At 44.0% G+C, this 13,926-nt stretch carries 12 protein-coding genes; all 12 read right to left on the bottom strand.

Translation table 11 applies throughout. The annotated features are described in order from the left end of the window. Positions 1-3: 3 nt before the first annotated feature. The 12 genes from EVX52_RS12300 to EVX52_RS12245 all read right to left on the bottom strand — a co-directional run bounded on the left by EVX52_RS12300 (position 4) and on the right by EVX52_RS12245 (position 13,360). Positions 4-1,233: a hypothetical protein gene (locus EVX52_RS12300; RefSeq protein ID WP_165385181.1), complete on the bottom strand. Its 1,230-nt coding sequence runs from the start codon at positions 1,231-1,233 to the stop codon at positions 4-6. Next, a complete protein-coding gene (locus tag EVX52_RS12295; RefSeq protein ID WP_129991370.1) occupies positions 1,226-2,374 on the bottom strand; it encodes a glycosyltransferase family 4 protein in 1,149 nt (382 codons plus the stop codon). The genes EVX52_RS12300 and EVX52_RS12295 overlap by 8 nt, the downstream gene beginning before the upstream one ends. Positions 2,375-2,471: 97 nt before the next feature. Beyond that, complete coding sequence (locus EVX52_RS12290; RefSeq protein WP_129991369.1) at positions 2,472-4,649, bottom strand: polysaccharide biosynthesis tyrosine autokinase; 2,178 nt, start codon at positions 4,647-4,649, stop codon at positions 2,472-2,474. Between the two features lie 19 nt (positions 4,650-4,668). Beyond that, positions 4,669-5,103, bottom strand: a complete 435-nt coding sequence (locus EVX52_RS12285; protein WP_129991368.1) for a low molecular weight phosphotyrosine protein phosphatase — start codon at positions 5,101-5,103, stop codon at positions 4,669-4,671. Between the two features lie 2 nt (positions 5,104-5,105). Continuing rightward, the gene (locus EVX52_RS12280) at positions 5,106-6,239 is read right to left on the bottom strand and encodes a polysaccharide export protein (RefSeq protein WP_129991367.1); all 1,134 of its coding nucleotides are present in this window, start codon (positions 6,237-6,239) and stop codon (positions 5,106-5,108) included. 97 nt (positions 6,240-6,336) lie between these two features. Continuing rightward, positions 6,337-7,767 carry an undecaprenyl-phosphate galactose phosphotransferase WbaP gene (wbaP, locus tag EVX52_RS12275; RefSeq protein ID WP_129991366.1) on the bottom strand — a complete coding sequence of 477 codons (1,431 nt, stop codon included), beginning with the start codon at positions 7,765-7,767 and terminating at the stop codon, positions 6,337-6,339. Positions 7,768-7,936: 169 nt separating this feature from the next. Next, a complete protein-coding gene (locus EVX52_RS12270; protein WP_129991365.1) occupies positions 7,937-10,027 on the bottom strand; it encodes a YjbH domain-containing protein in 2,091 nt (696 codons plus the stop codon). Beyond that, positions 10,027-10,770, bottom strand: a complete 744-nt coding sequence (locus EVX52_RS12265) for a capsule biosynthesis GfcC family protein (RefSeq protein WP_129991364.1) — start codon at positions 10,768-10,770, stop codon at positions 10,027-10,029. Before EVX52_RS12265 ends, EVX52_RS12270 begins: the two co-directional genes overlap by 1 nt. Then, complete coding sequence (locus EVX52_RS12260; protein WP_129991363.1) at positions 10,767-11,423, bottom strand: YjbF family lipoprotein; 657 nt, start codon at positions 11,421-11,423, stop codon at positions 10,767-10,769. Before EVX52_RS12260 ends, EVX52_RS12265 begins: the two co-directional genes overlap by 4 nt. 74 nt (positions 11,424-11,497) lie before the next feature. After that, positions 11,498-11,713, bottom strand: coding sequence for a hypothetical protein (locus EVX52_RS12255; RefSeq protein WP_129953096.1), 216 nt, complete (start codon positions 11,711-11,713; stop codon positions 11,498-11,500). Positions 11,714-12,001: 288 nt separating this feature from the next. Then, positions 12,002-12,688 (bottom strand): EAL domain-containing protein, encoded by a 687-nt coding sequence (locus tag EVX52_RS12250; protein ID WP_129953097.1) that lies wholly within the window; start codon positions 12,686-12,688, stop codon positions 12,002-12,004. 75 nt (positions 12,689-12,763) lie between these two features. Beyond that, positions 12,764-13,360: a helix-turn-helix transcriptional regulator gene (locus EVX52_RS12245; RefSeq protein ID WP_129953098.1), complete on the bottom strand. Its 597-nt coding sequence runs from the start codon at positions 13,358-13,360 to the stop codon at positions 12,764-12,766. Positions 13,361-13,926: the final 566 nt, after the last annotated feature.

Raw genomic sequence — 13,926 nt, 5'->3', positions numbered from 1 at the left:
ATTTTAATCAGCAATTTTAACATATTTATATATTCTTGAGTTTATCAAAAAACCAAAAGAAAGTGCCATAAATGGATACTCCGGAGCTGTCATTGACAAACCAAACAAACATATCACGATCAATAATAATGATAAGTACCTACAGACACTTTCATTATTAAATACAGCCGATTGATAAAAAGCCCAAAAAAGAAATATAAACCCTAACAGGTAACCACCTGAACCAATAATATAAAGATACATGCTATCGCCAGGGTTATAGACACCAGTGCCTAATTTAGACCCCACACCAATAGTCCCCATTCCGCCACCAAAGAAAAGGCTTCCATTGTTAATAATAGTTTTAACGCCTTCTGGCCATGTATTAGTTAGCCGATCATTTAGAGAAGCTAATAACATAACCTCCATTGGATCCTTGCTAACATTAAAGTGATAATTGGTACTTCCTATCGTAAAGACTGTAAATCCGAAAGCGCATATTAATGTTATTCGCCATATAGCTTTGACAGGGATAATCTTAACAAAGATGTACAGAAGGATAATGATATGAAGTAAAAATATTGTCTTAGAAATAGTTATCAAAGCTACCAACGCACTTAAAACAAAAGAAATCATAATTAAAGTTTTGCTTTTGCTTGTTGATATAACATATAAAAGAAGAATTAAGACATTAGCGGACGCCTGTAACGAACTCTTAAAGAAGCCAGCATATCGGGTATAACCACCGCTACTTCCTATTTGGGATGAGGAAACGTCCATCCCTGCAATTTCATATGAGACATTATACCATGGGTAGTTGAAAAAAATATTCAGAACAACCCCTAGGCATGACATCAAAAATATTATTGTTATGATGCGATTTGCTTTTTTCTCCTTAATATTTGACATGATTATTCTTGCCCCATGATAACCTAAGAACAGAGGTAGAATAGCCCACACACCGATAAACATCGCTGCCATCTGTGAAGATATCATGCTTATTAATATTACATAGAATATCGTTACCGAAGCAATTATCCCATTTACTGTTATTTTCCTATAATACAAGACTAATATTACTGAGAAGGCTTGCGTTATTAAAATAAAGAGTTTTGGGATGGAAAACAAAAACTCCACACCGACCATATGAAAGACCATCCGAAGTGGTCCTGCGAAGCATTCGAAAAACAAAAAAAGCAACAAGGATAATCCAATAAGTTTTTGCTCTAACCCCCTCATTGTCATTTTATACACTCACTTTACCATTATAAACACGGAGATATTGGTCGGCTATTTCCTTGGGTTTAAACTGTTCAATAAGTACAGAGCCAACAGGTTTTATCTCAGTTTTATCTATTTTATCGTAGAAATCACGTTCAATATTGTCAGTAATTATGATGTTAGGAAGGATCATAGATAATTCTGTCATTGCCCCAACTGGATTTGTAAGGACTAACTTATCCGCCAGGACACATTCAACAACAGTACGCCCGAAAGGTTCATTCCATTTTATAGGAAGAACGACGGCATCTACTTGATTCAAAAAGTCATCGAGTTTCATGAAGCCTTTTACAGACACATCAGATTTACTTGCCAAATTCTTTAATGAGTGCTGCTCATCATTATTGACGAAGTTACCGGCAGCAATGAATGTATATTTGTTTTTATATTTTTCGGCTACATTGCAGAAAACATCAAATCCTTTTTCCGTTGATAATCGACCGATAAATCCAATTTTTTTAATTTCACTAGATTTATTTGATTCAATTTTGCATACAGCATTATATATGACATGGTTATTTGCATTTTTGAAAAATAATTTTTCATGATGCAATTTTTGTATGAATTGACTAATGCCAACATACTCATCAACATTTCGGCTATACATTCTTTTTATTGCAGACCAGAATAGAATACTTTTATCGTTCAACCTCATGTTATGGCCATTACTAAATAATGTGCTATTAGGATGAAAAAGATAATAGTCTCTGGAAGTGTGTATGAGTCTGACTTTGCATTTTTTTACTGCTTTCCACAAAAGGACTGAAAACCCAGATATATTATTAGTATGAACAACATCAGGTGAAAACTCTTTGATTTCTTTGAGTGCTTTAAAATACATTTTAACATTTAAATAATCAAAGAGATGCCATATAGCTTTTTTTAAAGAATTTTTATTTTGATTCGAAAAAGGCCAATAGACATTAGCCAATGGCAATTTAATAAGCTCTACGCCATTAAGCATCATGACATCCCTTTCATTCCCTTCGGTAAGACTTACCACCCTGACTCTATGTCCTTGCAATGCGAGTTCTTCGGCGAGCAGTTGAACTGAAACTTCAGCACCACCAATTCTGTAGGGAAAATACAATGTGTTAAAAATCATTATTTTCATTTTCTTTCCCATTCATCCAAAAAAAAATAATCGAAATAAAAAACCTTATTATTAATTTACACCTGGGATATTTCTATCCCAGGCTGGAATAAAAAAACTATTTATCTTTGCTCTCGGCGTAAGAATAATCATATTGGCTGTATCCATAGCCATAGTAACTACTGGCTTTTTTGAGCACACTATTCAAGATACATCCTTTTATTTGCACACCGACTTGTTCAAATCGCCTGATACTAATCTCTACTTCTTTAACTGTATTTGTTCCATAGCGGGCAACAAGTAATGATGTTCCAACACTACGACCAATAATGGCTGCATCCGTAACAGCTAAGATAGGAGGGGTATCGACAATCACTAAATCATAATTATCAGAAGCCCATTCTAGCAAAGCATTAAAGCGTTTATGCATCAGTAATTCTGATGGATTAGGGGGAACCTTGCCTCTTGCAATAAAATCAATACCAATTGATGGAACAGATTTTTCAATGTTGTTAACATTTATCTTCCCAGAAAGAATATCAGACAACCCTTGTTCCCCAGTGAATTTAAATAATTTATGTGCATAACCTTTACGCATGTCTGCATCTATAAATAATACTTTTTTTCCGGCCTGAGCAATGACTGCAGCCAAATTACTCGCAATAAATGTTTTACCTGCATTCTGTGTTGAGCCCGAGATCATCAGAATATTATTCTTGGCTTCCATCATAGCGAAATGAAGACTTGTTCGTAGGCTACGAATTGCTTCAATAGCTAAATCAGCAGGATTTTCAATAGCTAAGAATTTATTTTCATATTTCCTATTTTTATCTCCTGCTCCTTTTGAACGCCCTGATTTATTTTTCTTAGTCAGCCATTCGGAAAGTGGCACACTCGCATATACACTGACACCAATTTCTTCCAACTGCTCAGGGGACTCAATTCCACGACGCAGGAAAATTTTCAGCAAAACGAGTGCTGATGATATAAATAAACCTACAATAATCCCTATGAGTACAACCAATACTTTCCTTGGTTTTACTGGCTTAGGCTGTGTTATTGCATTGTCGATAATACGCACATTACCGATTGCACTTGATTTTGCGATGCTTAATTCTTGCTGACGATTAAGCAACTGCATATAGATAGCCCGACCAGAATCAACATCACGACTTAAACGTTCTACTTCTTGTTGAGTGGCTGGCATAGCTGTAACACGTTTATTAAGGCTATCCCGCTCATGTAATAGGGTCTGTCGCTTTTCCAACAGGGCTTTATACGTCGGATGATCTTTAGTATAAAGTTGAGATATCTCCGCTTCGCGGAACGTCAGTTCATTAAGCTGGCTATCTACATTAACGATCTGCTCAAGAACTGATTTCGCTTCAAGGGATAAATCAACAGAATCCTTCTGGCGGCGATACAGATTAAGTTTATCCTCAGCATCATTCAGATCGCTACGTACCTGCGGCAATTGCTGATTCAGAAACTCCAGACTCTTCGCATCTTGTGCAGCCTGACGGGCAATATTCTGATCCAAATAGTTTTCACTAATATCATTAAGGACTGACGTTGCCAGCGCCCTGTCATCACTATTTAATGACAGATTTAGGATCCCAGTATCTTTGCCCTGGTCGGCGACAGTAAGCGAATTCAGCAAACTGTTGATAGCATCTAAGCGCGTTATATAGTCGACCGTGAATTGTGTTCCTGGTTCAGCGTCCATACTCCTGACGTTCAGAGCAATGCCATCCTGGGTGATGAGCTTACCCACTTCTCCGTCAAGATTGAAATTATCACCTTCAACATGAAATCGATTTTTATCAATGACAGTGAGAGTGATACTCGGAACATCATTGCTGGTTTTAGGAATATATAGACGGCTGATGCTAAGCTTACCCGGAATATCACCGGTCATCCTGGCCCAACCACGCCCAAATACCGGAAAATAATTCTGAGTAATAACAGCTTGCAAGTTAAGATCGTCAACAGTCTTGCCAAGAATCATCCTAGACTGTAATAACGCAATCTCAGGCTCAGAGACAGGCTGTGAATCTGGCAACATCTGGCTAATACTGTCGAGGATCGCGTTCCCCTGTTTCTGCTCGATTTGTATCATTGCTGTTGCCTGGTAAACAGGCGTAGCAAATAAGGCATACGTTATGGCCAGCAGAGTAAAAACGACCGTCAGAATGATAATCAATTTACGGTGATCGAGAAATTCGCCATAAAGACGCCCCAAATCGATTTCGTCGGAGTCTGGTGTTGCAGTTTTTTTTGAAATAGCTGATGACATGCGATAATTTCCTGAGAGATTAGCCGGTGAGCTTCTGTGCCCAACGTTGACAGGCCTGATCGATAAGCTGAAATACGGATTCAAAAGCTTCCTGGCTTTTACGGTAAGGATCCGGAATTTCACGGTGATCTAACCAGTGCCCCAGAAGCATAATTTTTCCTCTGGCCTGGGGTGCGATTTTGCTTATCTGTTCCAGATGGCTGTTTTCCATGACTAAAATAAGATCAAACTCTCCTGCCATTGAAGACCGAAACTGCACGCCTCTATGTCCTTCTAACGATACCCCGTGAAGCCCAGAGACAATCACAGCAGTATCATCAGCCGGATGATTGACCATTGCCATAAGACCAGCAGAACGGATCTTCTTTTCGGGAAGATATTGCTTCATGATCCGTTCGGCCATTGGCGAACGACATATATTGCCGGTGCACACAACAAGAACTGAAGAGAACATAGTTAGTTCCACTGCTTGATGTAACGAGTGCTTTCAATCATGTCATGCACTCCCGAAATGGTCGGGACAATCTGCGAAATGATACGATTCCAGCGAACTATCGGTGCGGTGGTGACATAAACGATATCGTAAGGCTGAAGCTGGAATTCCGTACTCATCACCATAGAAGAGGCATCTTTGGCATTCAGCTGATAGATATTAGCTATCTTACCTTTCTGGTTTCCCTTCAGTGGCCGGATAACAAATATCCCGGAAGCATCAGACATACTTTGGCTAATCCCTTCTGAATTGCCTAATGCCTCGGCGAGCGTCATCCCGCTACGATCCATTTTCAGCGTGCTCTGCTTGGTGACTTCGCCCATCACAAATACTTTCAGGTCGTCATTTCGTGGCACGAACAGAATATCGCCGGGATAAAGCAAGCGGTTTTGTGTGAGGTCCCCTTTCTGCATCAGGGCCTGAAGTGAAATCTGAGTATCCTGGCCGTTATGGTTGAGCACGACGTTACGCCAGTCCGCATCTGGCGCTAAGCCCCCAGCGGCGTTAATAGCATCAATCACGGTAAGCGGAATATTGGTAATGGGCTGTTGTCCGGACTTGACGACTTCGCCAGTGGTATAAATTTTCTGAGAACGGAAGGCCGCAATACTCACATCAACCTGCGGACTTTCAATATACGTCGCCAGACGGCTGCTGATGTCCTGACGTACTTCCGCTACAGTTTTTCCGGAGACCTTCAGTTTTCCGATGTAAGGATAGAAAATTGTCCCATCAGCATTGACCCAGTTACCCGTATCGCTGGCACTGCGGTATTGGCCCGCAGGGGTGGTCAGTTCCGGGTGATCCCACACGGTAACCATCAGGACATCACCGACACCGATACGGTATTGGTAGTTTTGCAGTTGCATATCCAGCTCAGGATTTGGCCGCGCCTGAACCGTGTCAGGGCGCAGCTGATCAATCAGGCCGGGTGTCATCGGGTAAACGTTAACTAATTTATCAATGTCATAATTGCTATCAGTAGGTTGAACAACGTCTTTGTCCATGGTACTTAACGATTGCCCTGGAATAACCGTACATCCGCTCAGTAACAAAGCCCCGAATAATGCAGAAATCTTAAAGGTATTTTTTTTCATAAAATCCATATCATGTGGTTCAACAGAAATTGATGTTGGCCATGACGCTAATGATTAGCAGCCAATACATGAGGGTGATGCATTATTTAAATAACTGTTAATAAGCACCGTCTTTTCTAAGCACAACACTTACTGTTTTAAATAAAATGGCAATGTCATTCCACATCGACCAGTTTTTTACATACCAGGCGTCCAGATAGACGCGGGTCTCGTAATCCACATCACTGCGACCACTCACCTGCCATAATCCGGTCATTCCCGGCTTACTCAGTAAGTAATAATCTACCTCATCACTGTATCGCTCCAGTTCAGCGTTAATAATAGGTCTCGGCCCGACAAGGCTCATTTCTCCTTTTAGTACATTAAATAACTGCGGCAACTCATCCATACTGGTTTTACGCAATAAATGTCCGATGCGCGTAATACGTGGATCGTTTTTCAGTTTAAAAGTCTCATCCCACTCGGCACGCGCTTCCGGGTTATTTGCCAGCAATTCTTCAAGCACTTCTTTGGAATTAATGACCATTGAGCGGAATTTAAGGCATTTAAAAGGACGTCCGCCTTTACCAATGCGTTCATGACCATAAATCGCCGGGCCGCCATCTTTCCTGACTTTGTAGCTGATATACAGCAACAGCGGAGAGAGTATGGCAATAATGCCCAGTGAAGCCGCAATATCGAAGGCGCGCTTCAGGAAACGTGATGACCATTTGGCCAGGTTCTGATGAACACGTAATATCATCACCTCATGGCTGAAAATAAACGACATATCCGTGCTGTCGAGCGGCATACCGCGCAGGGTCGGGATCACAGAGACATACCGGTAGCCGTGGATCATAAACATCCGTAGCCAGTAATTGCGGATATCACCCTGATGCGATTCCACGGCGACAATAAACTGCGTTTTTTTGTCGCAAGGGGTTAATAACCACAGGTCATCGCAGAATATGATCGGGATACCATTAATACTGTCGCCCGGTTTATCTGTTGGTTCACTGGATATAAATCCGGTGACATTTAACCCGAGGTTCTTCTCGCTTTGAATCGCTTTGAAGGCCTCATGAGCATTTTTACCGGTGCCGATAATAATCGCATCCCGTCGCCAGATCCCCAGAACCGTTAATATGTGTTTAGTCAGCATGCGGGCACAAGGGACAAGTATCAGCACCAGCAACCAGGTGAGGATCCACATATAACGTGAGAAATTCCACTCGGCGAAAGCCATCACGGCAATTTCAATGACGGCAAAAATCACCAATGTACGTAAGATTTCTTTCAGCTCAAACCAGAAGGTTTTGCGATAGTAATAATGCCGCAAGCGTATGGAGAACCAGCCAACACAGCAAAATGCCAGCGTCCAGTGTAATAAAACAAGGGCGGTGACATGTTCAGCGGGAATATAGTCATCAAACTCTTTGAGCATGAATCTCAACAATATTTTAGCGACATAAATCGACAGAACAAAACTGAAAAAATCCGAAAGAGCAAGGAACAGGCTTGAGTAAAAATTTCTGGTGAGAAATGTCATATTTCCCTCACAACAAGTAACGAAAAAAAATTATTACCTGAGTACATCAGGTTAATAGGCTTATAATAATGGACTTCATTAACTGTCTCCTGACATGCAGTAATATCAGAAAAAAAATAAATAAGTCATTTGTAGATGCCTGACTATTCCAGTCAGGCACAACCTTTCTTTAAGGCAACTGCGGAATATCTCTGTCTGAAGTAATACCGTATAAGCCGTACTGCCTGCCCAGCATCTGGCCACCATCACGCGTCAGCGGTGTCCAGCTAACCGTTGGCGTACTGCGTGTTGGTTTGACCGTCAGCAAGTCCAGCGGAACAGAGATGTAGAACCCCTTAGTAAAGGAGCCTTCCCCGTATTCCTGTTTCGAGACATTCGTCAGCGTCGCATAGGCGCCCACGGTGACACCACTGTCAAAGCGTTTGGAGAGATCCAACGTGCCGCCTTTGTCTTTAGCCAGATATTGCCCGACGCTCATTTTCACCAGCACATCATCCATAAACGCTGGCCGCCAGTAAGCTGTCAGGTTGCCGGTGGCAGTTTTGTAATCGGTGAAACGCATCATGTCGTCCCAGTCACGCTGTTTAACGTAGTTGGCATCAATGCCCAGCGCCCAGTCGGAGTCGAGCGGCCGGTAGAGCACTTCGCCCCCGACGCCGCCGTACATCATCTCCAGATAGCCGCCATAAAGTTGTCCGTAGAAGCCGTTGCCCAGATACCGGAAGTAGTTGGCTTGCAGGTTATTCACATAGACATCGTTGCTGACGTATTCACGGATACGCGTTCGCACGCGTGGCAGAGAAGAGTCATTACTGACGCCATCATAGCGGAACTGATCATAGTTATTGGCGATGTTGCCGAACACACCACCATCAACCAGCAGATGATCTGTCAGCCAGTAGTTGGCATCGGCCAGTACCCCGACCTGATACATGTAAAAGTTTTCAGGGCCGCCGACGGATTGTCTTAATACCGGCGACAGGCTGTAATTAAACCGGTCTTTGCCGATAAAGAATCCCTGACCGACGTCAGTGACAGGTTCAATCCGTTGCTGATTCAGGGATTGCTCCTGGCCCAGCGGATAACCCTCTTGCTGCTGACGCAGACTCGCCACGCGGGTACGGGTGGTGACCATCGGCATACCAAAGCGGTTTTGGGTTACATCCAGTGTATCGACATTGGCTGGCAGATTATTCAGCATGATGAGATTGGCACGGTCTACGCCTTTTGACGTATTGCGATATTTATCCTGCTGCCCCGTGACGTTCAGGGTATCGTCACGAATGTCGATACGCGGTTCGCTAAACCCGGCGTTACTTTTGAGCTGCGCCAGCTGACCGGTGGCGACGCTGTAATTGACCATTCCCGCGCTTTGCTGCTGCGGCTGATAGTCAGGCACCGGATCGTCAATCTGATGCGGTACCCACTCGTTCATGTTACTGCGCAGGGTAAAGCCGAACATAAAGGTATTGCCGCGCTCGTAGCTGGCATTGACATCCATCCAGCTGGCCAGGCGATAAACGGCACCGACATTAATCTTACTGCTCTGTTTTAATGCTCCGGCGAAATCATCGCGGTAATTATTGCCATCGTATTCCACTTTCAGGCGCAACGGCTGCCAGGGAGTCTGATACTCCACGCCACCGAATATTCCCGCTGGTCCGCGGAACATATCATTGAGGGAGATATCGCCGGTGGAATGGCTTTGAGCACGGGTACAATATTTATCGCTGGCTTTGCAGAAAGGGTTAGTGATATTACCGCTGTTACCGATATACCCCCAGCCAATCCCCAGCGTGAAATCTAACGGGCCGGCCGCTTTACTGGCAGCCAGATATTCGCTGTCGAACAAACCGGTGCCGCCGATATCGCGCTTGCCGAACGCAACCTGTGGCAGGTAGTAGCCCTCTTCCCACAGCCTTAATTTCACATCGAAAGACTTGTCTTTGTAAGTCTGATCGCCGCTGAAATTCGGATCATTGCTGTAAAGCCGGTTACGCACGTCGGTATAACGCAACGTGGTTTCCAGCCAGGGAAACAGCGCCATCGAGAGCGAGTAAAAGCGGTACGCGTCATTATCACGGTAGTTGGCGCTGAACTCCCCTTCTTTGGGGATCCGCGCCGTTGGTGTTTGTAAAAGCCCCGCGCCGCCAAAATCCGATTGCGAAGGACCAAGAGGTTCATTATAAGTTTGCGCCCGGGCTGTATTAGCACACACCACGGACAAAGCGAGCAGGCTGAGAAGATATTTTGGTTTCATCAGTCAGGGATCCGGTGCGCCAAAACAGAGACGATGTTCTGATTAAGGTTTTTATACTGACGCGGCAGCGTCCAGTCAGAAAAACCGACCCAAATGATACTGCCCGGCTGGGCTTCAACGTGGCGATAGTTCCAGTAAGCGACCGGTGCAACCCGGACGGTTCCGTTGGGATCAATCACCACGGCTTCATTCAGATTGGCACCGGCAAGAAACTGATGCTCCCCGAGATATTCACGCACCGTGCGTCCCGCAACCCACGGCTGTTTCCCCGCCCCGCTCACCGCCCCAAGCAGCCAGATGCTGTCGGGACGCGTTGCGGTATAAACGCGATAATCTCCCTGCAACTGCCGGTTCGCGTCATTGTTGTTCAGGATCAGATCCGCATCCATCGGCGTAAACTGACGGCCGGTAACCCGCAGCCCCTGCAATTGCTGAATAACGCGGTTAATGGTCTGCTGCGTATCGCCACTCTCGGTGATACTCCAGGCTTTCAGCTGGTTTTGCATGTTCAGATACTGTTGCTGCGCCTCAGACGTTGCGGCAGGCACAGCAATCACCGTACCGGGTGCCCAGGAATGACGGATCAGATCCGACTCCGCCATCATCTGACGCATATCTTTAATATGGCTGAGTGTCTGCACCGGCTGCCCCTGAGAAGCGCGGGTATATACGGTCACGTTGCCTGCGGAAAATGCCATCCCCGGCAAGGCGCTGAAAAGGAATAACAGTGTTTTTATTTTCATGCTGGTGGGATCCCCGCATTGGCTGGTTTGAGCAATGTCATACTCACCGGCATATCTGCTCCCAGCCTCTGATTGCTCTTGAGCACTAATCCGCTCTGCGGATCCACCCAGAACGTGTTTTGCCAGCGGTCACCCGTGGCCTGAAGCGTGACATCCTCGCGCCACACCTGGCAGGCGACGACTCTTCCGGGAAGGGTCAGGGTTTCGTCGTCCTGACGGCTGAAACGGGATGTGACAACCGATGACAAGGGTTGCCGGTTCTCCGTCCAGCGCATCAGGCGTGTCCAGTTCGCCCCCTCATGCAAACTCGCTGCATGCAGCAACGGGTCCTGGGGCAGATTGGTGACTTCCAGCAGATCGCCTTGCGAATAACCGGTTGACCGTACCAGGCGACCATTCCTGGTAATAAAGACAACCTGATCGCCGGTACTCCATTTTTCAAAGCCATCCTGGAGATAACCAACCACAAAGATTTGCGCTGACGTAGGCAGTTTTAAATAAATGCTGCCGTAAGGAATAGCGGCAATTCTTTCGGGTGGCACCACGACATCCTGCGGCCCCTTCACGGTAACCTTAAAAGTATCAACCAGACTGTTTTGCGAAGGGGTACATGCTTGTAATAAGAGGCAGAGGAGCAATAAGGAATAGCGCACAAGTGATTCCCTATATCTTTATTATCATGTGGGAAAATAACCACACGGATGTGTGGTTATAATTAAGTGACTTATTAGCGTGAGGTTGTGGTGGTAGTTGAGGTATTGGTGTTGCTGTTACCGTTACTATCATCGTTACCTACAGCAATCAGGCCTGCGGCTAATATTGCGCCACCGGTACCGACCACTGCCGCCACTGTTTCCCCTTTGCTGAGTTCAGCAGCAGATGTTGTCTGCGAATATAGCGGCAGCAGCATCAGGGCAATAGCAGAAAGCATGGCTTTTCTCATAATTACTCCTCTTCAATTGACAGACGAATTGTTCACCCAATAAGCAATGGGCTCTTTGAGTATATCAATAGAAAATAATTATTGTACAATTTAACACCGGTATATATTTTAGCTATGCTACCGCCCCTGGTTTACGGCCACCAATTTGCCAAACGATAATTCCGGTAGTAATTTGCACAAGTTACCCTCGCCAAAATATTTCAGGCGATAAGTCCCCGCAACTTTAAAATAACCGCATAAATTAGCTATTCGTGCTTATTATGGGGTTATTATAAACAGTTAATCTTTTCAAAAAAATGACTGTACTAATTCATCCTGACTATATGGCAACCATAATGTACCTTGCATAGCAAGAATATCACTGCCGCTTAAGTACTCAATATGCTGCGAATTCTCGACACCATTGATAATAACGCCCCCGCAATACGGGCGGAGATGGCGGATCACTTTTCTTAGAGACTGAGTTCCCTGGTGTTGCCAAAAAAAGACCTTACTGATTTTTATATATTCAAACTTTTCGCTCATCACAAGCGTAAGGCTGGTGTCACCGGCGCCAAAATTATCCAGCCATAGAGGACAGCATGCCGCTAAAGACTGAAGTACAGGGCGTTCCTGTCCGGCACTGAATTCGTGAAAATCCTCACTCACCTCAAGTCTTATATATTTGTGCTGCTGTAAAACCTTTTGTATCGCCTGATTGTTGGCAATATGCACCGCAATCTCATAGTCAATATTGATCGACAATAAAAAGCCGTTGGCGATAAAGATACTTTCATTGACACAGGCTGTTGTGACCTGCTCAAAGAAGCTCTTCACCTTCTCTTCTGCAGAGAGAGGCAAATCGTAATGCACTGAATTTTCGTTGCTTTCCCTTGCATTCCTTTTCTTAACCAGCTCAAAACCAAGCATCACTCCCGAGACGGACACGATGGGTTCATACATGAAGCCGGGATGGCTTCTTTTGAGTGATCGCATTTCTTACCCCTGAAAAATAGCAACGTCTGGCGCGCTTACCTGCACTGTGCAAGGCTGGCTTAAAATGTTTTCTTCTTATCGGACAATTCTGTTTCCCACTGCATGTTTGTGCAAAAAGAACAAAGCTGAACTGCTGCTGGCATCAACACCTATTTTTCTTAGTGAGTTGCATTTATGCACACTTATCGTTTTAACACTGAGCTTTAGAATATTTGAAATGCTGGTGACAGACAGACCAGACATCATCATCACCAAAACTTTTTCTTCCATCTTGGTAATATTATAATTGAATTCTTGCTTGTTAATCGCACTGCCCTGAAGCCGGATGAATTGCTCGACCGATGTCTCCACGTCTGACAATTCACTCTTCTTCTTGAGGAATTTAAACTCCTTTTTCAGTAAAAGTTCGAGCATTAACATATCCACGGCTGAAGACACAACCAGAATTCTCTCCGGGTCCAATATATTCAGATTTTCTCTTAAAAACTCATAACACCTGTGGAAGCCACCGCCTGACGGATCGATGATTAAGTAATCTCTCGCCAACAAGTTCATCCCATTGCTCTGGTCAAAAGAGATGACATGGTCAACGTAAGGCAGCTTCTTGGAGATTATTTCTTTTAACGCCAACTTGGTAAATTGGCACTCACTCCAGATTATTACCCGAGGCATTGGGCCGCCTAATTATGTGGTTTTAAAAACGCTCAAATTCTGCCTCGTCAATCCGGGGAAGAATAAAGCACTCTCAGAAAGAGATAAGAAAAAAGAATGTTTAGATCCGCTCTAAAACATATTTAAAACTTTTCAGTATCTGTACGTAGAGTAATACGCAGCCGAAACTCTTCAAATCGTTTTTCTCGCTCATAATAAGACCTAACAATAGGTTTGACCGATCGATTTACACTTTCTTATCGTTAAATGCATGCCTGTTTTCTAGGCGGATTCTTATGCTTATTCCTAATCAGAAACCAAAATGTGACGTATACGACGCTTTTGGTGTTAATGACTTCGCAGATCTAAGAACATTCTCAGACAGAATCTCTCTCGATTAAACAACTCCGTTATTTCACCTAACTATCTGCATTTTTGATTTAAAACAGGATTTTTCACTTTTTTAAGTGTGATTTCAGATTTACCTTTTTACGAAAACCAAACATCTATATTTCATTTTTGAGTCATTATCTGAAAAACCACTCAGAAGAACTAACCTATTGCTCTTTTATACACAGTTGTGCATA

Source organism: Rahnella sp. CFA14(1/10) (assembly GCF_004195095.1).
GTDB lineage: Bacteria > Pseudomonadota > Gammaproteobacteria > Enterobacterales > Enterobacteriaceae > Rahnella > Rahnella perminowiae.
This window is presented reverse-complemented; position numbering and strand designations above follow the sequence as displayed.

Bases quoted from the DNA above. Each gene is read 5' to 3' on its own strand.
- EVX52_RS12285 (WP_129991368.1), bottom strand. From the start codon at position 5,103: ATGTTCTCTTCAGTTCTTGTTGTGTGCACCGGCAATATATGTCGTTCG.
- EVX52_RS12280 (WP_129991367.1), bottom strand. From the start codon at position 6,239: ATGAAAAAAAATACCTTTAAGATTTCTGCATTATTCGGGGCTTTGTTA.
- EVX52_RS12270 (WP_129991365.1), bottom strand. From the start codon at position 10,027: ATGAAACCAAAATATCTTCTCAGCCTGCTCGCTTTGTCCGTGGTGTGT.
- EVX52_RS12290 (WP_129991369.1), bottom strand. From the start codon at position 4,649: ATGTCATCAGCTATTTCAAAAAAAACTGCAACACCAGACTCCGACGAA.
- EVX52_RS12265 (WP_129991364.1), bottom strand. From the start codon at position 10,770: ATGAAAATAAAAACACTGTTATTCCTTTTCAGCGCCTTGCCGGGGATG.
- wbaP (WP_129991366.1), bottom strand. From the start codon at position 7,767: ATGACATTTCTCACCAGAAATTTTTACTCAAGCCTGTTCCTTGCTCTT.
- EVX52_RS12245 (WP_129953098.1), bottom strand. From the start codon at position 13,360: ATGCCTCGGGTAATAATCTGGAGTGAGTGCCAATTTACCAAGTTGGCG.
- EVX52_RS12295 (WP_129991370.1), bottom strand. From the start codon at position 2,374: ATGAAAATAATGATTTTTAACACATTGTATTTTCCCTACAGAATTGGT.
- EVX52_RS12255 (WP_129953096.1), bottom strand. From the start codon at position 11,713: ATGAGAAAAGCCATGCTTTCTGCTATTGCCCTGATGCTGCTGCCGCTA.
- EVX52_RS12250 (WP_129953097.1), bottom strand. From the start codon at position 12,688: ATGCGATCACTCAAAAGAAGCCATCCCGGCTTCATGTATGAACCCATC.